The organism is Pseudomonas sp. NBRC 111140, from assembly GCF_001320885.1.
In the GTDB taxonomy this organism is placed as follows: Bacteria; Pseudomonadota; Gammaproteobacteria; order Pseudomonadales; family Pseudomonadaceae; genus Aquipseudomonas; species Aquipseudomonas putida_P.
In genome coordinates, this window is sequence record NZ_BCBQ01000010.1 from 52,921 (window position 1) to 76,510 (window position 23,590).

Genomic DNA, 23,590 nt, shown 5'->3' on the forward strand with positions numbered 1-23,590 from the left:
AGAACACCCAGCCGGGGGTAAGTACTGATGCAACACCGATGGAGAATTGAATGCTTCGCAAAGACATACGCAAGGGATGGATATGGGCGGTATCCACGCTTTGGGCCGGCACCGTGCTAGCCCAGCCAGTAGCCGCCCCTCACGTCCCATCCAGACCAGACAGCCACATGGTCGCCCAATTGTGGGAGTCAGCTTGGCAGCGGCAGCCAGAAGCCGCTGGAGAAGGCGCCTGGCAGCAGGCCGCCCAAGCACGCCAAGAGACGGCCGGCAGTTGGGTGGCAGGTCCGATGGCGCTGGAAGCCTCCACCAAAACTGATCGGTTCAACAACCGCAACGGACAGCGCGAATATGAAGTCGGGGTGGCTATTCCCCTTTGGATGCCTGGTGAGCGCGCCTCGTCGGCACGCTGGGCGGACGCGGAAAGCCTCGCGCTATCCAGCCGGATGCTGGCCGCCAAGCTACGCACGGCCGGACAGGTTCGCCAGGCATGGTGGGCATGGCAGCGTGCCCAGGCCGAATTGGTGGCGGCGCAGGATCGCACCCGCAGCGCGGACGAGTTGGCGCAAGATGTGGCTCGCCGAGTTCGCGCGGGCGACCTGGCGCAAGCCGACAGAAACCAGGCCGATGGCGCCTTGGCGTCGGCTCGTAGTGCCCTGGCCATTGCTCAGGCCGAAGAAATCACGCAGCGCGAGGCGTTGTTGGCACTGACCGGCATCGAGAGTATCCCGTCGCAGGCCGATTCCGCGCAGCCGGAGCAGTCAGGTGTCCGAGTTCAACCGGCATCGGCACAGCCGTCCGGCGCGTTGTTGGGTAACCACCCTGCGCTGCTGGAACTGCAGCACAAGGCGCTGGCGGCCCGCCGCTCTGCGGAACTGGTGTCCCATCAGAAGTACGCCAACCCCGAACTGACCCTGGCGACCACGCGGGATCGGGGCGGCTACGGCGAACGCTACAACCAGACGATCACGGTGGGTGTGCGCATTCCCTTCGGTACGGGTAGCCGTCATACCGAGCAATTGTCCAGCGCCAATGCGCAGGCACTGGAGGCTGAGTCGGCACTCGCGGCCCAGCGCACCCGGCTACTCTCGGAAATTCGAACTGCCCAATCGCGCGAACTGGCAACCAGCACCCAGATGCAGGCCGCTTCGGAGCGCCAGCGACTAGCCCAACAAACGCGCACCTTCTACCAAAAGTCGTTCGCGATGGGCGAGACGGACATGCCGACACGCCTTCGCATCGAGCAGGAGGCCACCGAGGCCGAGCGCGCGGCGCTGCTCGCCAAGGTGGAGCATGCCGCGGCCATCTCGTCCCTGTTGCAGGCACAAGGCACGCTGCCGCAGCCGACCGAGACTTTCACTGACATCTCCGGCACGCGCTGATCGGCGCGCGCTCAACCATCCTGGAACCTTAGAAATGTCGCAATCCTCTTTCTGGCGTGCAGCTGCCTTGTCCAGCCTCCTGCTTGGCAGTAGCGCAACGTGGGCCGGCGACGGCCATGACCATGGCGAAGCCGCTCCTGCCCCCGCAGCGGCCGCGCTTCCGCGCTTTGCCGCAGTTTCCGATGACTTCGAACTGGTGGGTGTGCTGAACGGCCAGCGTCTCACACTCTACCTCGACCATGCTGCCGACAACCGGCCGGTGACCGATGGCGAGCTGACCCTCGAGCTGGGTGGTCAACAGGTAAAGGTCAGCTCACACGGGGTTGGAGAGTTCGAGGCCGATCTGACTGAGCCGCTATCCGATGGCGAGACCTCAATCATGGCCACTATTACTGCGCAGGGCCAATCGGACCTGTTGACGGGCGTTCTCGATGTTCATAGCGAAGACGCCGAACACGAGCATGCCGTCGCATCCGGCCGTGTGGTCGTACTAGGTGGCGGTGCCGCAGTCCTCGGCGTCGGTGTCCTAGCGTGGGCGCTGCGCAGACGTACACGCACCAACGGTGCACTGCGAGGTGCAGCATGAAGCGCAACTTCCGTTTCCTAATGACGACGGCCATGGCGGCTGCATTGGCTCTGGCTGCTCCCGCGTTCGCTCACGACGGCCATGACCACGGCGACGAAGCGCCGGCTGCGTCTTCCAATGGCCCCCAGCGCCAGCCTGATGGCAGCGTGTTTCTTCCGAAACCGTCGCAACGTCAGATCGGTGTACGCACCCAGCTGATCAAGCAGGAGCCCTTGGCCCGCAGCCATGAACTGGCTGGCAAAGTAATCATGGACCCGACGACAGGCGGCAAGGTCCAGGCAATGGTAATGGGCCGGCTGGTGCCCGGGCCGGATGGTCTGCCGCAGATCGGCCAATCCGTGCGCAAGGGCCAGGTGCTGGCTTACATCGAACCGGCCAGCGGTGTGCTGGAGCGCTCAGGCCAGATGGCCCAGGTTGCCGAGCTGCGTGCGGGCCAAGCGCTCGCGCAGAAGCGCTTGGCCCGGCTGCGCGAGCTGTCGGAGACCGTGCCCCGCAAGGAGATCGAAGCAGCCGAAAGCGAAGTGAACAGCCTGACCGAACGCGCCCGCGCCTTGAGCGGGGGCCTCGCCGGCAGGGACGTACTGAAGGCCCCAGTCAGCGGCGTCATCGCATCCAGCCCCGCAGTTGCCGGGCAGGTCGTGGATGCGCGCGAACTGGTGTTTGAGGTGGTCGATCCGACCCAACTGCGCATCGAGGCGCTTGCCTACGATCCGGCAATGGCACAGAACCTGGCCGGTGCTGCACTCGCAGTAGGCGGTCAGAAGGTGCCGCTGAGCTTCGTCGGTGCCGCCAGCAGCCTGCGCGAGCAGGCCCTGCCCATGCTGTTCAAGGGCACCAGCGAAAGCCTCTCGCGCTTGGCGGTCGGTATGCCGGTGGTGGTCTTCGTGCAAGAGGCGACGACGGTACCTGGCTACCGCGTGCCTTCCGGTGCGCTGATGAAGAACCCTGCCAACCAGAACATCGTCTGGGTCAAAGACCAGGCCGAGCGCTTCGAGCCGCGTGTCGTGAACATCACTCCTTTGGATGGTGCATCCATCGCTGTCACTTCGGGCCTGGCGGACGGCGACCGCGTGGTTGTCGAGGGCGCGTCCCTGATCAATCAAGTTCGTTGAGGGGCACCATTCCATGTTCAAGTGGCTTCTCGAAAATAGCTTACGAAACCGGCTCCTGGTCATCATCGGGGCGCTGGTGCTGATGGCGTATGGCGCGTTCACCCTGACGCGCACGCCGGTAGATGTCTTTCCCGATCTCAACAAGCCGACCGTCACTCTCATGACGGAGGCTGGCGGCATGGCTGCCGAAGAAGTCGAGCAACTCATCACGTTCCCGCTCGAAACGGCCATGAACGGCCTGCCCAGCGTCGAAAGCGTGCGCTCGGTCTCCAGCGCCGGGCTTTCCTTCATCTACGTGACATTTGACTGGAAGACCGACATCTTCCGGGCGCGCCAGATGGTCTCCGAACGCCTGACGTCCATGGAGGAAGGGCTAGCCCCGGGCGTGACGCCCACTATGGGGCCAATCAGCTCAGTGATGGGCGAGATCATGCAGATTGCAATCCCCATCGGTGCCAAGCCCTCAGGGCAGAAGAACGCAGCCCCGCCGCTGTCGGCCATGGACACTCGCGAGTACGCGGACTGGGTGCTACGCCCCCGGCTGATGGCCATACCTGGTGTTGCCCAAGTCATCCCGATCGGAGGCGAGGTCCGTCAGTTCCAGGTCCAGCCCAACACCACGCGAATGTCAGAGCTGGGCGTGACTGCGTCCGATCTGGATGCGGCTCTCAAGGGCTTCTCCGCGAACACTTCCGGCGGCTTCCTGGAGATCAATGGCCGCGAGTACCTGATCCGCAACCTGGGCCGCACGTCCCGACTCGACGACCTGCGTAACCTGCCTCTCGCGGTGCGTGCGGGCCAACCCATCCTGCTCCACCAGGTCGCCGATGTTCAGTTTGCGCCAGCCATCAAGCGCGGCGATGCGGGCTTCGAGGGCCTGCCAGCCGTGATCCTGGGCATCCAAAAGCAGCCCACGGCCGATACGATTGCACTGACCCGCTCGATCGAGTCAGCGTTGGCGGACATGAAGGGCTCACTGCCGGCTGGCATGGCCGAGCCACAGGTGACCTTCCGACAAGCCAACTTCATCGAGGCGTCCATCAGCACGCTGCAAGGCAAGCTCATCGGCGCATCGGTCTTCGTGGCGGTGATCCTGTTCTTCTTCCTGGGCACTTTGCGCCCCCTGGTGATCGCGTTGACCGCGATTCCTGCCTCGATCTTCGTGACCGGGCTGGTGTTCCACTATTTCGGCCTATCAATCAACACCATGACGCTCGGTGGGCTGGCGATCGCCATCGGCGGTCTCGTGGACGATGCTGTGGTCGATGTGGAGAACATCATGCGGCGGCTCAAGGAGGACCGCACCCGCCACCCTGAGAACCGGCTGACGCCCCTGGTCATCGTTGCCAGGGCCTCGATGGAGGTTCGCTCGGCGATTCTCTACGCCACGATGATCATTGTGCTGGTGTTCCTGCCCCTGTTCGCGCTGCCGGGGATGGAGGGGCGCTTGTTCGTGCCGCTGGGCATCGCCTTCATCGTCTCCACGCTGGCCTCGCTGCTGGTCTCTGTGACGGTCACTCCGGTGCTTTCGTACTACCTGCTGCCCAAGATGAGGACGCTGGACCATGGCGACACTCGGCTTCTAGCCTGGTTGAAGACGCGCTATCAGGGCGGCCTGCAGCGGGTCTTGCAGCGGCCGCGTGCCGCCCTTGGCATGGCCGCTGTGGCTGTCACACTGGCTGTCGCCGCGGTGCCATTCTTCCCGACCACGTTCCTGCCCCCGTTCAATGAAGGAACGTTGCTGGTGGGCCTGCGCCTGAATCCCGGTGTGACGCTGGCCGAATCTTCGGCGCTTGCCCAGCAAGCCGAGCTGCTGGTCGCGCAGGTGCCAGAGGTGCAGCACGTGGGCCGGCGCAGCGGACGGGCCGAGCTGGACGAGCATGCCGAAGGCGTGCATGTCAGCGAGCTGGACGTGGGCCTGCTGCCCGCCTCGGAGCTAAAGCGCTCCATGGAGGAGATCACCGCCGACATCCGTTCGCGTCTGGCTCACTTGCCCGGCTCCATCGGCATTGGCCAGCCGATCTCGCACCGCATCGACCACATGTTGTCGGGGGTGCGCTCGCAGATCGCCATCAAGGTGTTCGGCGAGGACCTGGACGTCCTGCGCGGGCAGGCGGATCTGCTGCGCGCCAAGCTGGCCGGAATTCCGGGGCTTGCTGACCTGGAGATCGAAAAGCAGGTCCTAGCGCCGCAGATCAAAATCCGCGTGGATTATGCGGCGGCGGGACGCTACGGCGTGGCCGCACCGCAAATTCTGTCCACGCTGCAAAGCCTGGTCGAAGGCGAAAAGATCACCGAGGTCATCGAGGGCAACCGCCGCTTCGCGCTGGTGGTTCGCCTGCCCGAGCAGGCGCGGTCGATTGAGGGCTTGAGCCGCATCCTCATCGACACGCCCATGGGTCGGGTCCCGTTGTCGCGCCTTGCCACCATCGAAGACAGCGACGGCCCCAACCAGGTCAGCCGCGACGATGGCCGTCGACGCATAGTTTTGTCGGCCAACGCTCAGGGACGGCCGCTGTCCGAAGTAGTGGCCGACATACGCAGCGTCGTCCAAGAAGTGCGCTTGCCCGAAGGCTACTTCATCACGCTGGGCGGCCAGTTCCAGGCACAAGAGGAAGCCTCGCGACTGGTGGGCCTGCTGTCCATCGTCTCCCTGACGCTCATGTTCGTGGTGTTGTACACGCGCTACAAGTCGGTCGTCCTATCAGCGCTCATCATGGTGAACATTCCATTGGCCCTGGTCGGCGCCGTGTTGGGGCTGTGGCTGTCTGGCCAGCCGTTGTCCGTGGCCGCCCTGGTCGGCTTCATCACGCTCGCGGGTATTTCTGTGCGCAACGGCATCCTGAAGGTGAGCCACTACCTCAACCTCATGCGCATGGAGGGCGAGGACTTCGACCAGAAGATGATCGTGCGTGGCTCGCTCGAACGGCTTTCCCCGGTTCTGATGACCGCGCTGGTCACGGCCTTCGCGCTGGCCCCGCTGCTGTTCGAGGCGTCCCGACCCGGTACTGAGATCCTGCACCCCGTCGCGGTGGTGATCTTCTCGGGGCTGGTCAGCTCCACGCTGCTAGACACCTTCCTTACACCCGCCATGTTCTGGCTGTTCGGCCGCAAGCCTGCCGAACGCCTGCTGGACGACCGCGACGCGGAGGCATTCTGATGCAACGCCTTCTGTCACCCGATTTCAACCACCGTAACCCTATAGGAGCTTTCATGTCTGTTCGATTTCGTTCCCTCACGGCCGGCACCGCCCTCGCCCTGGCATCCGTCACCGCCTTCGCCGCAGGCGACCATGACCACGCGCATGACCACAAGCCGCTGCATGGTGGCGTCGTGACCGAAGTCCGGGACGTGGACTACGAGTTGGTCGTTCAGCCCGCAGCAGCGCAACTCTACCTGCGCGACCACGGCAAGCAGGTCAATGTAAGCAACACCAAAGCCAAGCTCACACTGTTGACCGGCTCACAAAAGCAGGAGGTGCAACTCACGCCTGCCGCGGACGGAAGCCGCCTCGAAGGCAGCGGGACCTTCGCCGCAGCCAAGGGCACGAAGGCCGTCGTCCAAGTCGAACGTGGGGGCAATACCGCGAGCGCCCGGTTCGTTCTGCCGTAGTGTTCAACGTGATCGTCAGGGAACGAGCTGTAATCTGGCGACCACCTGACAAAAGGCGCGACATAGGCGCTCACTATTTCCTCAAAAACTTTGGAGATGTAAATCATGGAAATGCATTTCGACGTCATTGTTATCGGTGCCGGCCCAGGCGGATACATCGCGGCCATTCGCGCTGCCCAATTAGGCATGAAGGTCGCTTGTGTAGATGCCTGGAAGAACAAGGACGGAAAGCCAGCACCTGGCGGCACCTGCAACAACATCGGTTGTATCCCTTCGAAAGCGCTACTGCAGTCGTCAGAGAACTTTGAACAAGCCAAGCACCACTTTGGCACGCACGGCATCTCCACGGGTGATCTGCGCATGGATGTGACCACGATGTTGGAACGTAAGAATCAGGTCGTGAAGTCCAGCAACGAAGGCATCCTTTATCTGTTCCGCAAAAACAAGGTCCAGTTTTTCAACGGCCTGGCGTCTTTCACCAGGACTGTCGATGGTGGCTTCGAGGTGAGCGTCGCCGCCGATGAGGCTGTTACCTTGGTGGGCAAGCAGATCATCGTTGCCACAGGCTCCAACGTGCGGCCACTCCCCAACCTACCGTTCGATGAGCGGGTCGTGCTCTCCAACGACGGCGCGCTGGACATCGCGGCCGTGCCCGATCGGTTGGCCGTCATCGGTGCCGGCGTGATCGGCCTGGAGCTGGGCTCCGTTTGGCGCCGCCTGGGGGCGGATGTCACGATCCTCGAAGGCTTGCCCAGCTTCCTGCCAATCGTCGACCAAGCCATCGCCAAGGAGGCGAAGAAGGCGTTCGACAAGCAAGGCCTGAAGATCGAACTAGGTGCGAAGGTTCGCGAAGTCAATGCAACCGAGGCTGGCGTGACTATTCACTACACCGACAGCCAGGGCCAGACGCAGTCCTTGCAGGCAGACAAAGTGATCGTGGCTATCGGCCGTGTGCCCAACACCGAAGGCCTGAATCCGGCCGCCGTGGGACTCCAACTGGATGAGCGCGGCGCCGTGCTGGTGGACGATGAATGCCGCACCAGTGTGCCCGGCATCTGGGCCATCGGTGACGTGGTGCGTGGCCCGATGTTGGCGCACAAGGCGGAAGAGGAAGGTGTCGCAGTGGCCGAGCGCATTGCCGGCCAGCACGGTCACGTCGATTTCAATACGATCCCCAACGTCATCTACACCAGCCCAGAGATTGCCTGGGTAGGCCGCACCGAGCAGCAGCTCAAAGAGCAGGGCACCGCCTATCGAATCGGTTCCTTCCCGTTCATGGCCAATGGCCGCGCGCGTGCGCTGGGCGACACGCCGGGCCTCGTCAAGGTGATCGCCGATCCTGCCACTGATGAGATACTCGGCGTGCATGTGGTCGGCCCGCAGGCCAGTGAACTGGTGGCCGAGGCCGTGATCGCCATGGCGTTCAAGGCCAGCAGCGAAGACATCGCCCGCATCTGCTTTGCCCATCCGACCCTCTCCGAGACGTTCAAAGAGGCCTCGCTGGCCGTGGACAAGCGCGCGCTCAACTTCTGATTGATCGGAAGCGGCATCCAAACCACCTCACCGAACGCAGCTGCGGGCGGTGGGGCGCATATCGCCATGGAACGTAGGCCACGCCGCAACGGCATGCTATGCCCAACAGTTACTCGTCGTTGTGGTCTTCCGCGATGTGGGTGGCCATATCCAGCAGCACCTGGTTCACGTGCTTGTCCGCCACCTCATAGAAGATCTGTTTGGCTTGGCGCACGCCCTTGACCAGGCGAGCACCGCGCAGCAGCCGCAGGTGGTGGCTCACCAGCGACTGCGAGAGTTCGAGGGTTTCAGCGATGTCCCCGACCGAGGAAGAGCCTTTCATGCAGCACAGCATGATTCTCAGCCGGGACGGGTCACCCAGGAGGCGGAATGTCTCAGCCAAGATGGTCACGTCATTCTGTGACAGCGATTCCAAATCGGCGCTGGGACCCTTCGGTGGGGTACTGAATGGCTTACTTGTATTCATTTTTAAAATATTTCCTAACCTCGAATGGCTGTTTTCGCCCTTCAGAATTAACAAGGCAGCGGCCGCTTAGGCGCGCGCAGCAAAGAACCAGTGCGAGCCTGGCAGGCAAGGCCTCCGTTCCCCGTGCACCGGGTCATTTCTGAAACCTGACAGCATCCGAAAAAGCGCTTGACCTTCCCACGATGGTAAACCCTAAGCTCCCTCCATGTCGAATTTCAACTATGGGAAGCACACCATGAGCATGGCAACAACGAGTAGTGCTGGCGCCCAAGCAGCGGCAATCAGCCTGCCCATCGAGGGCATGACCTGCGCAAGCTGTGTCGGCCGAGTCGAGGCCGCCCTTGCCAAGGTCGAGGGCGTGGCAAGCGTGTCTGTCAATCTCGCCACCGAGCGAGCGGACATTCGCCTGAACCGTCCTGTCGATCGCATGGCGCTGATCCAGGCGATCGAGAAGGTAGGGTACGACGTGCCTCAGGGCACCATCGAGCTGGCGATCGGAGGCATGACCTGCGCTTCGTGCGTGGGCCGCGTCGAGAAGGCGCTCAAGGCGGTGCCGGGCGTCACTGAGGCTGTGGTCAATCTGGCGACCGAGCGCGCTACCGTGCGTGGCGTAGCATCCGTGCAGGATCTGATTGCTGCTGTCGATAAGGTCGGCTACGAGGCCAGCCCGGTCGATACAGGCATGCAGGCCGACGAGGAAGCTGCCGAGAAAAAGGACGCCGAGCGCGCCGAACTCAAGCGCGACCTGACCCTGGCCGCCGTGCTGGCGCTGCCTGTGTTCGTGCTCGAAATGGGCTCGCACATGATTCCCGGCATGCACGAGTGGGTGGCTTCCACCATTGGCATCCAGCAGAGCTGGTATCTGCAGTTCGTGCTGACCCTGCTGGTGCTCGCCATTCCGGGCTGGCGCTTCTATGAGAAGGGCTTCCCGGCGCTGTTCCGCCTGGGTCCCGACATGAACTCGCTGGTCGCGGTCGGCACGGCCGCGGCCTTCGGTTATTCGATGGTCGCCACGTTCGCGCCCAGTCTGCTGCCGGCCGGCACGGTGAACGTGTACTACGAGGCGGCAGCCGTCATCGTGGCGCTGATCCTGCTGGGCCGCTTTCTTGAGGCACGGGCCAAGGGCCGCACCTCCGAGGCCATCAAGCGCCTGATCGGCCTGCAGGCCAAGGAGGCGCACGTGCTGCGCGACGGCCGCATCGTGGACATCCCGATCAACGACGTGGCGCAGGGCGACATCGTGGAAGTGCGCCCCGGCGAGCGCGTGCCGGTCGATGGTGAAGTGACCGAGGGCCGCAGCTTCGTGGACGAGTCGATGATCACCGGCGAGCCGATTCCCGTCGAAAAGGCGGAAGGCAGCACCGTGGTCGGCGGCACCGTCAACCAGAAGGGTGCGCTGACGCTGCGTGCCACCGCCGTGGGCGGTCAGACCATGCTGGCGCAGATCATCCGCATGGTCGAGCAGGCGCAAGGTTCCAAGCTGCCGATCCAGGCCGTGGTGGACAAGGTGACGCTGTGGTTCGTGCCCGCCGTCATGCTGGCCGCGGTGCTGACCTTCCTGGTCTGGCTGGTGTTCGGCCCGTCGCCCGCGCTGTCCTTCGCGCTGGTCAATGCCGTGGCGGTGCTGATCATTGCCTGCCCTTGCGCCATGGGTTTGGCGACGCCGACCTCCATCATGGTCGGCACGGGCCGGGGCGCCGAGATGGGCGTGCTGTTCCGCAAGGGTGAAGCCCTGCAACTGCTCAAGGACGCCAAGGTGGTGGCCGTGGACAAGACCGGCACGCTGACCGAGGGCCGCCCGGTCCTGACCGACCTGGAGATTGCCGACGGCTTTGACCGCAACCAGGTGCTGGCGAAGGTCGCCGCTGTCGAATCGCGCTCGGAGCATCCGATCGCACGCGCCATCGTCGAGTCGGCCGTGGAAGGTGGCATCGCGCTGCCGACGATGACAGACTTCGATTCGGTCACGGGCATGGGCGTGCGCGCCACCGTGGACGGCGCGCGTGTCGAGGTCGGTGCCGATCGCTTCATGCGTGAGCTGGGGTTGGACGTGGGCAGCTTCGCTCGCACGGCCGAGCGCCTGGGCAACGAGGGCAAGTCACCGCTGTACGCCGCGATCGACGGCCGGCTGGCCGCCATCATCGCGGTGGCCGATCCGATCAAGTCCAGCACGCCCGCGGCCATTGCCGCGTTGCACCAGCTCGGCCTGAAGGTGGCGATGATCACCGGCGACAACGCGCGTACCGCGCAGGCCATCGCCAAGCAACTGGGCATCGACGAGGTGGTGGCCGAAGTGCTGCCCGAGGGCAAGGTCGAAGCCGTGCGCCGGCTGAAAGCCAGCCACGGCCAGATCGCCTACGTGGGCGACGGCATCAACGACGCCCCGGCGCTGGCCGAGGCCGACGTGGGCCTGGCCATCGGCACCGGCACCGACGTGGCGGTGGAGTCGGCCGACGTAGTGCTGATGTCGGGCAACCTGCAGGGCGTGCCCAACGCCATCGCGCTGTCCAAGGCGACCATCGGCAACATCCGCCAGAACCTGTTCTGGGCGTTTGGCTACAACACGGCCCTGATCCCGGTGGCCGCTGGCGTCCTGTACCCCGCATACGGTGTGCTGTTGTCGCCGATCTTCGCGGCTGGCGCGATGGCGCTGTCCAGCGTGTTCGTGCTCGGCAACGCGCTGCGCCTGCGCCGCTTCCAGCCGCCGCTGGCGGCGGATACCGCTCATTGAGAAAGGAGGAACACCATGAACATCGGTGAAGCATCCAAGGCCTCGAAGGTCTCGGCCAAAATGATCCGCTACTACGAGCAAATCGGTCTGATCCCTCCGGCTGACCGCACCGATTCGGGCTACCGCGCCTATACCCAGGACGACGTTCACCGGTTGCATTTCATCCGGCGTTCGCGCGACCTCGGCTTCTCGGTGGCCGAGATCACGGACTTGCTGGGACTGTGGAATGACAAGTCGCGCCAGAGTGCTGATGTAAAGCGTCTGGCCCAGCAACACATCGACGAGTTGGACCGGCGCATCGAGAGCATGCTGGAGATGGCCGCGACGCTCAAGGCGCTGATCCGGTGTTGCGCCGGCGACGAACGGCCCGACTGCCCGATCCTGCACACGCTGGAGCAGCCCGATATCAGTGACAACAAGCCCGAAGCGCGCACTGGCGCAGTGCCGCGCCGCGCGCGAGCCAACGCAGCAGGAAAAAAGCCGTGTGCGCACTGAGCAGCCAGGAGAGATATGCCCAAAATCACCGTCTTGCCCCATCCTGAACTGGCGCCTGAGGGAGCCGAACTGAACGTGCCAGCAGGCACTTCGATCTGCGAGGCCCTGCTGGACAACGGCATCGAGATCGAGCATGCCTGCGACATGAGCTGTGCCTGCACGACCTGTCACTGCATCGTGCGCAAGGGGTTCGATTCTCTAAACGAAGTCGAGGAATGCGAGGACGATCTGCTCGACCGGGCCTGGGGACTGGAGGCGCAGTCGCGGCTGAGCTGCCAGGCCATCGTTGCGACCGAAGACCTGACCGTCGAGATCCCCAAGTACACGATCAACCATGCCAAGGAGAACCACTAGGAGCCTGCGTGCTGCCTCAGGCGCACCGGCCTGCGGCAGGGTTGCTCTGGCAGATGGAGGACTGACGGCATTGCCGCCAGATAACCAACCCGTGGGCCAGACCAACCCGCGAGCCAGGTGTCTACACTCCCTTTGCACGGTCGTCGGTTAGGCTGGAAAGGTCATCAACGTCCTTAAATCCGTGACGGCCGGCCCATGGAAAGTCCCACAGGAGAAGTCCTGCATGTCTGCGCCCAAGCTAGCCACGCTCTACCGAATGGTCATGCCCGGCCATACCTGCCCCTACGGGCTGAAGTCGCTCGATCTGCTCAACCGCAAGGGCTACGAGGTCGAGGACAAACACTTGGCAAGCCGCGAGCAGACGGATGCGTTCAAGAAGGAGCATGGCATCGAGACCACGCCCCAGGTCTTCATAAACGGGCGGCGCGTGGGCGGCTACGACGACCTACGCAAATTCTTCGGCATGTCCGTGAAGGACAAGAACGCCGTGACCTAGACCCCTGTGATCGCGCTGTTCGCCACGGCGGCCGCAATGGCGCTGGCGGCGAGCTGGGCGGCCTTCGGCCAAGTCTAGAGCATTCAGGCGGCAGAGTGGTTCGTGGCCTTTGCCATGTGCCTCCTGGCGCTGCAGAAGCTCAAGGACGTGGACGGCTTCGCGACGACCTGCTGGCCAAGCGCTGGGTTCGGTATGCCTATTTCTACCCGTTCGCGGAGGCCATCGCAGGCGTCCAGATGGTCGCGGGCGTGGGGATGTGGGTGTCGATTCCGTTGGCGCTGTTCATCGGGACCGTCGGGGCCGTGTCGGTTTTCAAGGCGGTCTATGTCGATCGCCGGGAACTCAAGTGCGCCTGCGTGGGCGGGGACAGCAACGTGCCGCTGGGCTTCGTGTCCCTGACCGAGAACCTGATGATGGTGGCGATGGCCCTGTGGCCAAGGTCGGCCTACCTTGGGATGCACTGAGCGCCGCGCCAGGTACGGCGCAGCGCACGTGCTCGCATCGGCCGTCCTGTGTGCATGCCGGCCACGATGCGGTGTTACTGCGCGCGCGGCGGGAAGCCAGCTTCGCTCAGGGCCGCGGCGATCTGCTCTTGCGAGGCCGAGGTCTGGACCTCGACACGGCGGGTCGGCGGGTCCGTGACGATCTTGGCGTTGGGGTCGATCATTTGGATCGTTTTCGTCACAGTGCGGGCGCAGCCGCCGCAGGTCATGTCTTCGAGATGGAATTGCATGGAAAACTCCTTTCGGGTTGGGGTGTTTGAAGTGTGCTCCTTGCCACCGTTGGAAGGTCAATCGCTATTTGCATCCCCGCCACACCAACCGGCCGAATGCTCATAGGGGCAAGGCCGTGGTGCTCTTTACGCGATCCAGCACGAAGCTGGTCTTGCAGTCCTGCACGCTGGGGTGCTTGAGCAGCGTGTCGAGCACGAAGCGGGAGTAGTGAGCCATGTCCATGACGACCACCCGCAGCAGATAGTCCATGTCGCCGGTCAGCGCATGGCACTCCACAACCTCTGGCCAGTTCTGGACAGACGCGCGGAACACGTCCATGGGATTGCGCTTGTGCGAGTCGGAGTACTGGGCCGACTTCTACACGAAGTTCTTCAACTTCCAAGAGATCCGCTACTTCGACATCAACGGCGAGTACACCGGCCTAGCCTCCAAGGCGATGAGCGCGCCGGACGGCCTGATCCGCATCCCGCTGAACGAGGAAGCACGCCAGGGCGGCGGCCAGATTGAGGAATTCTTGATGCAGTTCAGCGGCGAGGGCATCCAGCACATCGCCCTGCTGTGCGACAACCTACTCGATGCGCTCGACCGCGTGCAGATGGCCGGTATCCCGCTGCTGACCGCCCCCAACGACATCTATTACGCAAACTTGGAAAAGCGCCTGCCCGGCCATGGCCAGCCCGTACCCGAGTTGCAGGCGCGCGGCATTCTGCTCGACGGCACGACCGAAGGCGGCCAGCCCCGCCTGCTGCTGCAGATATTCTCCGAGCCGCTGCTTGGCCCGGTGTTCTTCGAGTTCATCGAGCGCAAGGGCAACTACCGCGAGGGCTTCGGCGAAGGAAACTTCGGTGCCTTGTTCGAGTCGATGGAACGCGACCAGATCAACCGTGGCTCGTTGGAAATCAACCCGGCCTGATTTGGGCCTTTCCATGAAGGCAGAGCGCCTTCAGTCCTACATCTCGCGAGCCCCTCTGTGGGCTCGCGCTACTTTGGCGTCAGTACTGCCTTAGCCGCTCAAGCATTGAGCGGGTTGGCTTCGGCGTCACGTTCCGAAACAGTTGCTACCGCCCTTGACTTGAGTTAATACATGAACATATGTATTCTTATTCAGATACACCGATGGCCTTTTTCCTCGCCCTGAAGAGGGACCCAGCACTACGTCGCCCCCTCTAAGCGCACTTCGGCAGCAATGCGCCGTGGCCAACCCAATGACCAGGATTGCTGAAGGACGTGCCCATGGAACTTCGTCATTTGCGCTGCTTCGTGGCTCTCGCCGAAGAGCTGCATTTCACCCGTGCTGCGGAGCGCTTGCACATCGAGCAGCCGCCGCTGTCCCGCACGATCAAGGAATTGGAAGACGAACTGGGGGTGCTGCTCTTTGACCGCGATCGGCGGGGAACGCGGTTGACGCCAGCGGGCACCACCTTCCTTCAGGACATTCGCAGGCTGTTCACCAACCTGGAGCAGGCACGAGAAAACGTCAGGGCGATCGCCGCAGGCCTAAGAGGCAGCGTGCGCATCGCCATCTCCGATGGCGCCATCGACCCGCGGCTGTCTGCACTTCTTGCCCTGTGCCGCCAGGAGGAGCCGGAGATCGAAATACGGCTCTCCGAGGTCACCCTGGCGGAACAGTTGCGGGGACTGCGATCCGGCGACTTCGCGATCGGTTTCGCACACACCGCGGACGTCGGCGACGGACTGGTGACGGAGCCCATCTGGCAGGACCCGCTGGTGGTGACCGTGCCGATCCGGCACCCGTTGCTGGCCCACAAGGAAGTGTCGCTACGTGAACTCGTGAGTTACCCGCTGGTGATGTGCGATCCGCAGCTTTGCGAGGGCTACTGCCGCGAATTGACCCGGCTGCTACATCCCCTGGAGCGCGAGTCCACCATCGTTGAGCATGTCTCGTCGCTGGACATGATGCTCACATTGGTCGGAGCTGGTTACGGCATCGGCTTCGCAACGGCGACCCGAATCGCGGCGTGTCAACGTCCCGACGTGGTGATCCGGCCGTTGGCGCTCGATTCGGCCGTCATCATCACCTACCTGCTTCGGCCCGAAGGCGGTAGCGGACTATCCGCACCCGTAGAGCGCTTCATCGAGCGTTTGCGTTCGCCAAAGAGCGATTAGCTACGACGCCTGCGCCACATCCGGCGTCACGCATCGCCCTGAAGGTAGAGGTTGCGCTCCGTGGCCGTCATCAGTTCGGCCGAGCTGATCTTGAGAGCCAGGGAAATTTTTAGAATGAGAGCGAGTGTCGGCATGTGCTCGCCGCGCTCAATCTTGCCCATGTGCGAGCGCGCGATCCCCGCCAAGCCCGCGAACTCATCCTGAGCAATCCCCTGAGCCAGGCGAGCGGCTCGCACCGCTTGCCCGAACGCCAACGCCGGTGCGGACTCATAGGTGGTTACTCCGGCGGGCCGTCCAGGCCGAATAGTGCGCTTCTGCATTCGCAGAAGCGTCATGGAATCACTGATCTTTAACCACGTTAAAGATATCTCTTGAGTATGATGTCGGCTGCTCTTTTCGATCCCGTTGCCTCTTGGGGGCATCCATGCACAACGCCATCAGACCGTCCCCGAATTTCACACTCGCCATAGCGCCAGGTGTGCCGTCTTCACGGCTGTCGGCGCTGCTTGCACTGCAGCGAGCGCACGAGCCGGGTGTCGCGATCGCCGTGCGTGAAGTTTCGGATCAAGAGCTGGTAACGGGCCTGCATGAGGGCCGCTACGACGCGGGGCTATCTCTTAGCAGTGCGGGGGATCACCTGACGAGTAGCCGGAGGCTGTGGTGCGAAAGCATGGCCGTCGCGATACCACCGCGGTTCCGTTTGGTTGATCAGGCGAAGCTCACCATCTCCGATCTTCAGGACTATCCAATCTATCGCTGGCAGGCGGAGGCTTGTCCCTTGCTGGACGAGAGGTTGGCCTCCCTGATGCCAGTGGACCAAGAGAACATCCTGCCTGCAACTTCATTCGAGATGATGGCGCTGTGGGTTTCAGCCGGCTACGGCATCGGCGTATGCGCGCAATCGCGCATCGAGCGTGCCCATCAATGGGGGGTAAGCATGCGACCGCTCGCCGATGGCCCCTATGAGATCGTGACGTACCTCCAACGGCCCCACGCGCAAGCAGATTCTGCTGCCAAGCGTTTCGAGCGCAGGGCGCTGCAGATCGCCGAGGCAGGCGCCCTGTAGCAGGCACTCCTATAGGCCGGAGCCGTCTCATCCCGGCCATAGGTTGCAGCATGGGACTAGACCGGACTAGACCCCTTCAAGCACCGCTGCGCTGTCCACCAGTCGGCGGACGCTCTGCCGCACGTCCTCGGGGATGGGCCGCGGGGCAACGGCCTCGGGCACATCCGCATGGTGCTGGTAGTCGCCCATGAGAACCCGGATGATTGCGGGCACGTTCGTTGGCGTGACCGCATCAATGGCCGCACGATCACCCAGGTCGGGGTGAGGCTGGGTCAGCATGCGGTACAGGTCCCACGAATCGGCGTGCGGGCATTGGTTCATGAGCACTTGGGCCAGCTTGTGCTTGAGCGGCACCAGTTGCCAGTCGGGAACCCGCTGCCCCCGGTTGCCCAGGCTGATCGACAGCAGCTTGCCCGCCTTCAGCTCGCGGTTGATCTGGTCCTTGGACTTCCCGGCCAGCTTGCCGAACAGCGGGACCGGCAGATTGTTCGGCGACTCGTAGATGGCCAGCATTTCCTCGCGCTCGCGCTGGATCGCGGAGACTTCCGGCTCCGGGGCATGCACCGGAGGCGGCGGCACCTGCGACAGCCGCTGGAACATGATTCCGCCGCTGTTGGGGGTCACGACGATAGGCGTGGCCACCACGGGCGGCACGCCGGGGACAACAGGCTCAGCAGTCGTGGAGACCGCGCCCACCACTTCCTCCACTTCCGCCATTGCCGGCACCCCGTCGATACGGATGGTCAGATGCGCGCTCGCGGCTTCGACTTCACCCTGTTCGAGCAGGTCAAGACGGTCTGCCCAGTCCTGCATCATGCGACGCCGAGGCTCCACGTACTTGGCGTGGTTGTAGGCCGAACTCACCTTGTTGGGGTCGGAGTGCGAAAGCTGAGCGTCCACCCAAATCTTCGGGTATCCGATCTCGTTGAGCGCGGTCGAGATGGTGCCGCGGATGCCGTGGCCGGTCAGGCGCCCCTCGTAGCCCATGAGCTGCACGGCCTTGTTGAGGGTGTTCTCGCTGATGCGCTTCTTGAGTTCGCTGCGATGCGACAGCAGGTACTTCTGCGCTGGACGCATCACGCCCAGGAGATAGCGCACGATCTCGATGGCCTGCAGGGACAGGGGCACGATGTAGGGCGGCACGTCCTGCGGCCGCTTGCCGGCCTTGCGCATTTCGTCCTGGAGTTGCTTGACGACCTGCGGCGGGATGATCCACAAGCCGCGGTCGAGGTCGAATTGCTCAGGCTCGGCCAGGCGCAACTCGCCCGTGCGCACCCCCGTCAGGAACAGCAGCCGGACGCCAAGCTGGGTCTGCCAGCCCCGGGGGTTGTAGCGCCGGAGCTTCTGAAGGAACTCGGGCAGCTCGGGCAGGTGCAGATAGGGGTTGTGGGCCACCGGGGGCTTGGGCTCGGCCACCACGTCCAGGTCCGCGGCCGGATTGACTTCCAGCCCTTCGGCGATGACCAGGGCATAGCGGAACATCTGGTTGAACCAGGTGCGGACCTTCTCGGCGGTGGTGAACGCCTTGCGTTTCTCGATCGCCGCCACGACGCCCACGAGCTGGGGCCGTCGAATGTCGTAGATCGACATCTTCCCCAGGGTAGGCAGCACGTCCTTGTTGAAGATGCGCAGGATCTGCGAAAGCGTGCTCTGACGGCCTTCCTTGAGTTCCTTGCGGCGATGCTCGACCCAAGCATCGAAGACGTTCTTGAAGGTGTATTCGCCCGCCAGCTTGGCCGCGTGCCGGCGCTGGTCGCGTTCGATTTGGGGATCAATGCCCTTGGCGAGCAGAACCTGAGCCTTGTCCCGCTCGGCGCGGGCCTCGCGCAGACTGAGGGCGGGATAGCCACCCAGGGACATGCGCTTTTGCTTGCCCAGCCAGTAGTATCGGAAGATCCACGACTTGCCGCCTGCGGCAGAGACCATCAGGCCCAGGCAGTCGTTATCGGAGAGGGTGTAGCGCTTGCCGGTGGTTCTTGCCTGCCGGACTGTCAGATCAGAGAGTGCCATTTCGAGGCTCCTAAGTTATGACTTAGGCCTAATGCTCGTCATGGTTCCCGCTCAGCCCCAGCAACTATCCGGTAGCCGTCCCAACCGTATTCTTGTGCCTCAATTGGTCACTCAAAAACGGTAGCTGTGGGTGGATTTCCGTGGCGCTCGCTGGAATGAAAAAAGGGGCCAAAGCCCCTCTTTTCAACGACTTACAGACGTCAGTAGAAGTCTGTAGATCACTATCTGGAGCGGGAAACGAGACTCGAACTCGCGACCCCGACCTTGGCAAGGTCGTGCTCTACCAACTGAGCTATTCCCGCGTCGTGATGGGAGCCATTCTAGCGATTTCTAAAACAGCGTCAACCCCTTGATTCAAAAAAGTTTTATTTTTGTTCCGAGCCTTCGCGCAGGTGCGGCCAGGCAGCCAGCAGGTAATGCACCATCGACCACAGCGTCAGCCCCGCCGCCACCAGCAGCAGGCCGTAGCCCAGGATCACCCAGAAGGTCACTGCCGGCGGGTTGGCCAACAGAATCACCAGGGCGAGCATCTGCGCCGCCGTCTTCCACTTGCCAAGGTTGGACACCGCCACATGTGCCCGTGCGCCCAGCTCGGCCATCCACTCGCGCAGTGCCGACACCACGATTTCGCGACCGATGATCACTGCCGCAGGCAGGGTCAGCCAGAAGTTGGCGTGGGTTTGCACCAGCAGCACCAAGGCCACCGCCACCATCAGCTTGTCGGCCACAGGGTCCAGGAAGGCACCGAACGGCGTGCTCTGCTGCAGGCGACGCGCCAGGTAGCCGTCCAGCCAGTCGGTGGCGGCGGCGACGGCGAACACACTGCTGGCGGCCATATAGCTCCAGTGATAAGGCACATAGAACAGCAGAATGAAGATCGGGATGAGCAGGACGCGTAGAACGGTGAGCAGGTTTGGAATATTCATCGGTACGACTGGCTGCAAGTTGAGCCCGGCATTCTACTCGCTATGCAGGCTGGCATAAATTGATTCGGCAAGCTTTTTACTGATGCCGGGCGCTTTGGCTATTTCATCGATACTGGCGCGGTTGAGCTCTTGCAGGCCGCCGAAATGTTTCAGCAGGTCGCGGCGACGCTTCGGCCCTACCCCGGCTACATCTTCAAGGCTGGACACCCGACGGGCCTTGCCACGGCGGGCGCGGTGGCCGGTGATGGCAAAACGGTGGGCTTCGTCGCGGATCTGCTGGATCAGGTGCAACGCCGAGGAATCGCCTTTGAGGGTGAATTCGTGGTGCACGTCGTTCAGGTACAGGGTTTCGAAACCCGCCTTGCGCGTTACGCCCTTGGCCACACCGAGCAGGGTCAGGTCGGTAAAGCCCAGCTCCTGCATCACGTCGCGGGCCATGTTCAGCTGGCCTTTGCCGCCGTCCACCAGCAGCACGTCAGGCAGTTTGCCCTCGCCATCCTTGATACGCCCGTAGCGACGGGTCAGGGCCTGGTGCATGGCGGCGTAGTCGTCACCCGCCGTGACGCCTTCGATATTGAAGCGCCGGTAATCGGATTTCAGCGGGCCTTCGGGGCCGAACACCACGCAACTGGCCACAGTGGCTTCGCCACTGGAGTGGCTGATGTCGTAGCATTCCAGGCGTTGTGGCACTTCGTCCAGGCCCAGCACTTCAGCCAGGGCTTCGAAACGTGCCGCCATGTGCTGACGGTTGGCCAGGCGGGCATTCAGCGCCTGCTCGGCATTGGTCACCGCCAGCTGCTGCCAGCGGGCGCGGGTGCCACGCACCCGGTGGCTGATGGTCAGCTCGCGGCCACGCAGTGTGTGCAGTGCCTCGGTAATGGCGTCGAAGTCTTCGTGAACAACGTTGACGATCAACTCGCCTGGCAATTCGCGCTCTGCGTTGCCCAGGTAGTACTGGGAAAGGAAGGCGGCCATGACCTCGGCCACTTCCTCTTCGATGCCCACCTGCGGGAAGAAGTTCTTGCTACCCAGCACTCGTCCGCCACGCACGCTGATCAAGTGCACACAGGCACCACCTGGGTTGACGAAGGCCGCGATCACGTCGACATCGCCGTTGCCGCCTTCGATGTACTGCTGGTCCTGCACGCGGCGCAGCAGCGCGATTTGGTCACGAAGTTCGGCGGCTTTTTCGAAATTGAGGGCCATGGCGGCCTTTTCCATTTCGGCATTCAATTCGTTGCCCAGTTGCTGGCTACGGCCCTCCAGGAACATCACCGAATGGCGCACGTCCTCGGCGTATTCCTCAGCGCTCACCAGGTCGGTACAAGGCCCTTTGCAGCGCTTTATCTGGTACTGCAGGCATGGCCGGGTGCGGTTGGCGTAGTAGCTGTCTTCGCACTGGCGCACGGAAAAGGCCTTTTGCAGCAGGCTGAGGCTTTCGCGGATCGCCCCGGCGCTGGGGTAAGGGCCGAAGTAGCGGCCCTTGGCTTTTTTCGCCCCACGGTGAATGCCCAATCGTGGGAACTCACCGTCGGACAGGAACACGTAGGGGTAGGATTTATCGTCGCGCAGCAGAATGTTGTAGGGCGGCCGCCATTCCTTGATCAGGTTCTGCTCCAGCAGCAACGCCTCGGTTTCGTTGGCGGTGATGGTGGTTTCGACCTGGGCGATACGCGCGACCAAGGCGGCAGTCTTGGGCGCCAGGCCGGTCTTGCGAAAATAGCTGGCCAGACGCTTTTTCAGGTTCTTGGCCTTGCCCACGTAAAGCAGCCGGGCCTCGCCGTCGAACATCCGGTAAACGCCTGGGCGACCACTGCAGGTCGCCAGGAATGCGCTGGCATCAAAATCTTGGGACATGGGGGGTTACAGGCTTGCGTCAACCATACCGTGGCGAACGGCCAGCAAGGTCAGTTCGACGTCGCTGGTGACCGAGAGTTTTTCAAAGATCCGATAACGGTAAGTATTGACGGTCTTGGGCGAGAGGCACAACTTGTCAGAGATGATCTGCACCTTTTGGCAGCCGACGATCATCAGGGCAATCTGGATTTCCCGTTCGGACAATGTGTCGAACGGCGAGCCCTGTGGCTGGAACGGTTTCAGCGCCAGCTGCTGGGCAATCTGCGGGCTGATGTAACGCTGGCCGGCAAAAGCCAGGCGAATAGCCTGAACCATTTCATCGAGGCCTGCGCCCTTGGTCAGGTAGCCAGCAGCGCCGGCCTGCAGCAAACGTGTGGGGAACGGGTCTTCCTCGCACACCGTCACCGCCACCACCTTGATGTCCGGGTGGCTGCGCAGCAGCTTGCGGGTGGCTTCCAGCCCGCCGATGCCTGGCATTTTCACGTCCATCAGCACCACGTCCGGTTTCAGCTCTCTGGCCAGCTTGAGTGCCGACTCGCCTGAATCCCCCTCACCCACCACCTGCAAGCCATCGATGTCGGCCAGCATGCGGGTAATACCGGTTCGTACCAGATCGTGATCATCGACCACTAAGACCCTAATCAAGCACACACCTCGTAAACAGGGCGATTGGATCCCGCCACCTTAACAAAATTTTTCCCGGTGGGCCTAGCGCATTACTTCCTTCAGAAAAGCCTGACGTTCAACGGTAAGCGGCCTCACTGTTTGCCTAGGCTTGGCGTTGTCGGCCAACCGCCCCAACAGATGCCAGAGCGCCGCCTGATCGTCCAGCGATAATTGTCGAAAAGCCCCCAGCAAACCCGACTCGTCGGTGCTCAAGCCTTGCAGCGGTGCAGGGGTACGCAGGCCGCTGAGCACGTACAGCGCGTCCACACCCCTGGCCGCCAGTGCCGCCAGGTAGTCGACCCGCGGCGTGCGCTCACCGCTTTCGTACTTACCCTGGGCATTGGGCTCGACCCCGCCGATATCGCCAAATACGCGCTGGGTCATGCCCAGCCGTTCACGCTCTTCCCGCAGCCGTGGACCGATTCCATTCATAGGGCTTCTCCTCTTCCCTGATCGCCGTCATGCACGGCCTACCCACCTGCAGGCAGCCGTAAACGTGTGGATCCACTATGCCCCTGCTCTGCAGTCGCGACAAGCCATCATTTAGCTATTAGCCGATTACCCGCTGCATACGTACGAAGCAATCGTCCGCCCCCATTTCGACGAAGCCGTGGCGCTGGTACAGCAAGCGGGCCGGGTTGCTGCGAAACACCATCAGCCGCAGTAGCGCAAGGCGCCGTTGCCTGGCCCACAGCGCCAGCTGTTCCAACACCCAGCCACCGACCCCACGCCCACGGTGCTCGGGCAACAGGTGCAACTCGCGGATGAACAGCGCCTGTCGGTCCTGGCTGAGGCTGCAAAAACCCAGCAGGGTGCTACCTTCGGTCACCAGCCACTGTTCACGCCAGCCCCAGGCTTCGTCGAAGGCCTCTTCGATCCACAGCAGGTCGTATTCGCGGTAGTACGGCAACATGGCCCGGCGAGTGAGGTCACGGGCGAAGGTGCAGTGGGTGTCGTCGGCGGGGGTTAACTGTAAGGGCATCGCTTATCGCTCATCGGGCATAACAGACTGGCGAACTACCAGGCCCACGCCGGTCCAGTTCGTCTTCCAGCCACTCGGCCAGCACTCGGGCATTGTTGTGCTCGGTGTCCTTGCCGGCAAAAAGCAATGTCAGCGTACCCTTGCCAGCCATGTCCAGTAGCGGATACCAGTGCTCGGGGTGGGCCGCCAGCTGTTGCTGGTAGCGCTGGGTAAAACCGGCAAAATCGATCTCACCCTGATGAAATGCCTTGCGCAACTCTGCCGAGGGTGCCACCTCGCGCAACCACTCCCCGTGCAGGTCTTCCTTGCGTTTGTTGCGCGGCCACAGGCGGTCGACCAGCACGCGCTGGCCATCTTCATCCGCGACCGCATCGTAGACACGCTTGCAGCGAATCATGGGTTGCTCCTGCCATTACCGTCCGTCTTGAGCCTAGATAATTCATTGATCGAGGTCACGG

The 23,590-nt window shown here is 62.9% G+C and carries 22 protein-coding genes, 1 tRNA gene and 2 pseudogenes; 13 read left to right on the plus strand and 12 right to left on the minus strand.

From position 1 onward, the window contains the following. Window positions 1-167 precede the first annotated feature (167 nt). From APH42_RS05415 to lpdA, 6 genes are all read left to right on the plus strand, one after another. Window positions 168-1,379 (plus strand): TolC family protein, encoded by a 1,212-nt coding sequence (locus tag APH42_RS05415; protein WP_223656232.1) that lies wholly within the window; start codon window positions 168-170, stop codon window positions 1,377-1,379. A gap of 34 nt (window positions 1,380-1,413) precedes the next feature. Then, entirely contained in the window at window positions 1,414-1,965 is a 552-nt protein-coding gene (locus APH42_RS05420; RefSeq protein WP_015912829.1) for a hypothetical protein, read from the plus strand. After that, entirely contained in the window at window positions 1,962-3,077 is a 1,116-nt protein-coding gene (locus tag APH42_RS05425; RefSeq protein WP_003821159.1) for an efflux RND transporter periplasmic adaptor subunit, read from the plus strand. Before APH42_RS05420 ends, APH42_RS05425 begins: the two co-directional genes overlap by 4 nt. 13 nt (window positions 3,078-3,090) lie before the next feature. Beyond that, window positions 3,091-6,237: an efflux RND transporter permease subunit gene (locus APH42_RS05430; protein ID WP_012614056.1), complete on the plus strand. Its 3,147-nt coding sequence runs from the start codon at window positions 3,091-3,093 to the stop codon at window positions 6,235-6,237. 53 nt (window positions 6,238-6,290) lie between these two features. Then, the gene (locus APH42_RS05435; protein ID WP_015912828.1) at window positions 6,291-6,689 is read left to right on the plus strand and encodes a hypothetical protein; all 399 of its coding nucleotides are present in this window, start codon (window positions 6,291-6,293) and stop codon (window positions 6,687-6,689) included. 105 nt (window positions 6,690-6,794) lie between these two features. Then, window positions 6,795-8,222, plus strand: coding sequence for a dihydrolipoyl dehydrogenase (gene lpdA, locus APH42_RS05440; RefSeq protein ID WP_015912827.1), 1,428 nt, complete (start codon window positions 6,795-6,797; stop codon window positions 8,220-8,222). Between the two features lie 109 nt (window positions 8,223-8,331). On the opposite strand, the gene APH42_RS05445 is transcribed toward lpdA, so the two are convergent. Next, the gene (locus APH42_RS05445) at window positions 8,332-8,688 is read right to left on the minus strand and encodes a metalloregulator ArsR/SmtB family transcription factor (protein ID WP_015912826.1); all 357 of its coding nucleotides are present in this window, start codon (window positions 8,686-8,688) and stop codon (window positions 8,332-8,334) included. A 235-nt stretch (window positions 8,689-8,923) separates the two neighbouring features. Here APH42_RS05445 and APH42_RS05450 point away from each other — a divergent pair, with 235 nt between their 5' ends. From APH42_RS05450 to APH42_RS30685, 4 genes and pseudogenes are all read left to right on the plus strand, one after another. After that, window positions 8,924-11,419 (plus strand): heavy metal translocating P-type ATPase, encoded by a 2,496-nt coding sequence (locus APH42_RS05450; RefSeq protein WP_017511447.1) that lies wholly within the window; start codon window positions 8,924-8,926, stop codon window positions 11,417-11,419. A gap of 15 nt (window positions 11,420-11,434) precedes the next feature. Continuing rightward, window positions 11,435-11,914 (plus strand): Cu(I)-responsive transcriptional regulator, encoded by a 480-nt coding sequence (cueR, locus tag APH42_RS05455; RefSeq protein WP_012614052.1) that lies wholly within the window; start codon window positions 11,435-11,437, stop codon window positions 11,912-11,914. Window positions 11,915-11,929: 15 nt separating this feature from the next. After that, window positions 11,930-12,268, plus strand: coding sequence for an ISC system 2Fe-2S type ferredoxin (fdx, locus tag APH42_RS05460; protein WP_012614051.1), 339 nt, complete (start codon window positions 11,930-11,932; stop codon window positions 12,266-12,268). Between the two features lie 223 nt (window positions 12,269-12,491). Beyond that, window positions 12,492-13,228: pseudogene (locus APH42_RS30685) on the plus strand (MauE/DoxX family redox-associated membrane protein). 74 nt (window positions 13,229-13,302) lie between these two features. Here the strand turns inward: APH42_RS30685 and APH42_RS05470 are convergent. Next, window positions 13,303-13,497, minus strand: a complete 195-nt coding sequence (locus tag APH42_RS05470) for a heavy-metal-associated domain-containing protein (RefSeq protein WP_012614049.1) — start codon at window positions 13,495-13,497, stop codon at window positions 13,303-13,305. A 100-nt stretch (window positions 13,498-13,597) separates the two neighbouring features. After that, window positions 13,598-13,816 carry an Lrp/AsnC ligand binding domain-containing protein gene (locus tag APH42_RS05475; RefSeq protein WP_017511446.1) on the minus strand — a complete coding sequence of 73 codons (219 nt, stop codon included), beginning with the start codon at window positions 13,814-13,816 and terminating at the stop codon, window positions 13,598-13,600. Between the two features lie 25 nt (window positions 13,817-13,841). Between APH42_RS05475 and APH42_RS05480 the strand changes: the two are divergent. Together APH42_RS05480 and APH42_RS05485 are read left to right on the plus strand one after the other, a co-directional pair. Continuing rightward, window positions 13,842-14,411: pseudogene (locus APH42_RS05480) on the plus strand (4-hydroxyphenylpyruvate dioxygenase family protein); the annotation flags it as partial. A gap of 320 nt (window positions 14,412-14,731) precedes the next feature. Beyond that, a complete protein-coding gene (locus APH42_RS05485; protein ID WP_012614048.1) occupies window positions 14,732-15,625 on the plus strand; it encodes a LysR family transcriptional regulator in 894 nt (297 codons plus the stop codon). Between the two features lie 26 nt (window positions 15,626-15,651). Here APH42_RS05485 and APH42_RS05490 read toward each other — a convergent pair whose 3' ends face one another. Further along, window positions 15,652-15,945 carry a helix-turn-helix domain-containing protein gene (locus APH42_RS05490; RefSeq protein WP_024082527.1) on the minus strand — a complete coding sequence of 98 codons (294 nt, stop codon included), beginning with the start codon at window positions 15,943-15,945 and terminating at the stop codon, window positions 15,652-15,654. A 104-nt stretch (window positions 15,946-16,049) separates the two neighbouring features. Between APH42_RS05490 and APH42_RS05495 the strand changes: the two genes are divergently transcribed. Beyond that, window positions 16,050-16,691 carry a LysR substrate-binding domain-containing protein gene (locus tag APH42_RS05495; RefSeq protein ID WP_012614047.1) on the plus strand — a complete coding sequence of 214 codons (642 nt, stop codon included), beginning with the start codon at window positions 16,050-16,052 and terminating at the stop codon, window positions 16,689-16,691. 66 nt (window positions 16,692-16,757) lie between these two features. Here the strand turns inward: APH42_RS05495 and APH42_RS05500 are convergent, their stop codons facing one another. From APH42_RS05500 to APH42_RS05535, 8 genes are all read right to left on the minus strand, one after another. Continuing rightward, a complete protein-coding gene (locus APH42_RS05500) occupies window positions 16,758-18,701 on the minus strand; it encodes an integrase arm-type DNA-binding domain-containing protein (RefSeq protein WP_012614046.1) in 1,944 nt (647 codons plus the stop codon). A gap of 226 nt (window positions 18,702-18,927) precedes the next feature. Beyond that, window positions 18,928-19,003, minus strand: a tRNA-Gly gene (locus tag APH42_RS05505). A gap of 63 nt (window positions 19,004-19,066) precedes the next feature. Next, window positions 19,067-19,627: a CDP-diacylglycerol--glycerol-3-phosphate 3-phosphatidyltransferase gene (pgsA, locus tag APH42_RS05510; RefSeq protein ID WP_060492890.1), complete on the minus strand. Its 561-nt coding sequence runs from the start codon at window positions 19,625-19,627 to the stop codon at window positions 19,067-19,069. A gap of 33 nt (window positions 19,628-19,660) precedes the next feature. Next, on the minus strand, window positions 19,661-21,484 hold the full coding sequence (gene uvrC / locus APH42_RS05515; protein WP_041166546.1) for an excinuclease ABC subunit UvrC: 1,824 nt from the start codon (window positions 21,482-21,484) through the stop codon (window positions 19,661-19,663). Between the two features lie 6 nt (window positions 21,485-21,490). Next, a complete protein-coding gene (uvrY, locus tag APH42_RS05520) occupies window positions 21,491-22,129 on the minus strand; it encodes a UvrY/SirA/GacA family response regulator transcription factor (protein ID WP_023047491.1) in 639 nt (212 codons plus the stop codon). Between the two features lie 63 nt (window positions 22,130-22,192). Then, window positions 22,193-22,582, minus strand: coding sequence for a helix-turn-helix domain-containing protein (locus APH42_RS05525; RefSeq protein ID WP_012273275.1), 390 nt, complete (start codon window positions 22,580-22,582; stop codon window positions 22,193-22,195). Window positions 22,583-22,700: 118 nt separating this feature from the next. Further along, entirely contained in the window at window positions 22,701-23,132 is a 432-nt protein-coding gene (locus APH42_RS05530) for a GNAT family N-acetyltransferase (RefSeq protein WP_012273276.1), read from the minus strand. A gap of 10 nt (window positions 23,133-23,142) precedes the next feature. Beyond that, window positions 23,143-23,529, minus strand: coding sequence for a DUF488 domain-containing protein (locus tag APH42_RS05535; RefSeq protein ID WP_012273277.1), 387 nt, complete (start codon window positions 23,527-23,529; stop codon window positions 23,143-23,145). Window positions 23,530-23,590: the final 61 nt, after the last annotated feature.

Excerpts from the sequence above, each read along its gene's own strand:
- APH42_RS05450 (WP_017511447.1), top strand. The coding sequence starts at position 8,924 with ATGAGCATGGCAACAACGAGTAGTGCTGGCGCCCAAGCAGCGGCAATC.
- uvrC (WP_041166546.1), bottom strand. The coding sequence starts at position 21,484 with ATGTCCCAAGATTTTGATGCCAGCGCATTCCTGGCGACCTGCAGTGGT.
- APH42_RS05485 (WP_012614048.1), top strand. The coding sequence starts at position 14,732 with ATGGAACTTCGTCATTTGCGCTGCTTCGTGGCTCTCGCCGAAGAGCTG.
- APH42_RS05525 (WP_012273275.1), bottom strand. The coding sequence starts at position 22,582 with ATGAATGGAATCGGTCCACGGCTGCGGGAAGAGCGTGAACGGCTGGGC.
- cueR (WP_012614052.1), top strand. The coding sequence starts at position 11,435 with ATGAACATCGGTGAAGCATCCAAGGCCTCGAAGGTCTCGGCCAAAATG.
- APH42_RS05475 (WP_017511446.1), bottom strand. The coding sequence starts at position 13,816 with ATGGACGTGTTCCGCGCGTCTGTCCAGAACTGGCCAGAGGTTGTGGAG.
- APH42_RS05535 (WP_012273277.1), bottom strand. The coding sequence starts at position 23,529 with ATGATTCGCTGCAAGCGTGTCTACGATGCGGTCGCGGATGAAGATGGC.
- pgsA (WP_060492890.1), bottom strand. The coding sequence starts at position 19,627 with ATGAATATTCCAAACCTGCTCACCGTTCTACGCGTCCTGCTCATCCCG.
- fdx (WP_012614051.1), top strand. The coding sequence starts at position 11,930 with ATGCCCAAAATCACCGTCTTGCCCCATCCTGAACTGGCGCCTGAGGGA.
- APH42_RS05470 (WP_012614049.1), bottom strand. The coding sequence starts at position 13,497 with ATGCAATTCCATCTCGAAGACATGACCTGCGGCGGCTGCGCCCGCACT.
- APH42_RS05420 (WP_015912829.1), top strand. The coding sequence starts at position 1,414 with ATGTCGCAATCCTCTTTCTGGCGTGCAGCTGCCTTGTCCAGCCTCCTG.
- APH42_RS05490 (WP_024082527.1), bottom strand. The coding sequence starts at position 15,945 with ATGCAGAAGCGCACTATTCGGCCTGGACGGCCCGCCGGAGTAACCACC.
- APH42_RS05500 (WP_012614046.1), bottom strand. The coding sequence starts at position 18,701 with ATGGCACTCTCTGATCTGACAGTCCGGCAGGCAAGAACCACCGGCAAG.
- APH42_RS05415 (WP_223656232.1), top strand. The coding sequence starts at position 168 with ATGGTCGCCCAATTGTGGGAGTCAGCTTGGCAGCGGCAGCCAGAAGCC.
- APH42_RS05430 (WP_012614056.1), top strand. The coding sequence starts at position 3,091 with ATGTTCAAGTGGCTTCTCGAAAATAGCTTACGAAACCGGCTCCTGGTC.
- APH42_RS05495 (WP_012614047.1), top strand. The coding sequence starts at position 16,050 with ATGCACAACGCCATCAGACCGTCCCCGAATTTCACACTCGCCATAGCG.
- lpdA (WP_015912827.1), top strand. The coding sequence starts at position 6,795 with ATGGAAATGCATTTCGACGTCATTGTTATCGGTGCCGGCCCAGGCGGA.
- APH42_RS05445 (WP_015912826.1), bottom strand. The coding sequence starts at position 8,688 with ATGAATACAAGTAAGCCATTCAGTACCCCACCGAAGGGTCCCAGCGCC.
- APH42_RS05530 (WP_012273276.1), bottom strand. The coding sequence starts at position 23,132 with ATGCCCTTACAGTTAACCCCCGCCGACGACACCCACTGCACCTTCGCC.
- APH42_RS05425 (WP_003821159.1), top strand. The coding sequence starts at position 1,962 with ATGAAGCGCAACTTCCGTTTCCTAATGACGACGGCCATGGCGGCTGCA.
- APH42_RS05435 (WP_015912828.1), top strand. The coding sequence starts at position 6,291 with ATGTCTGTTCGATTTCGTTCCCTCACGGCCGGCACCGCCCTCGCCCTG.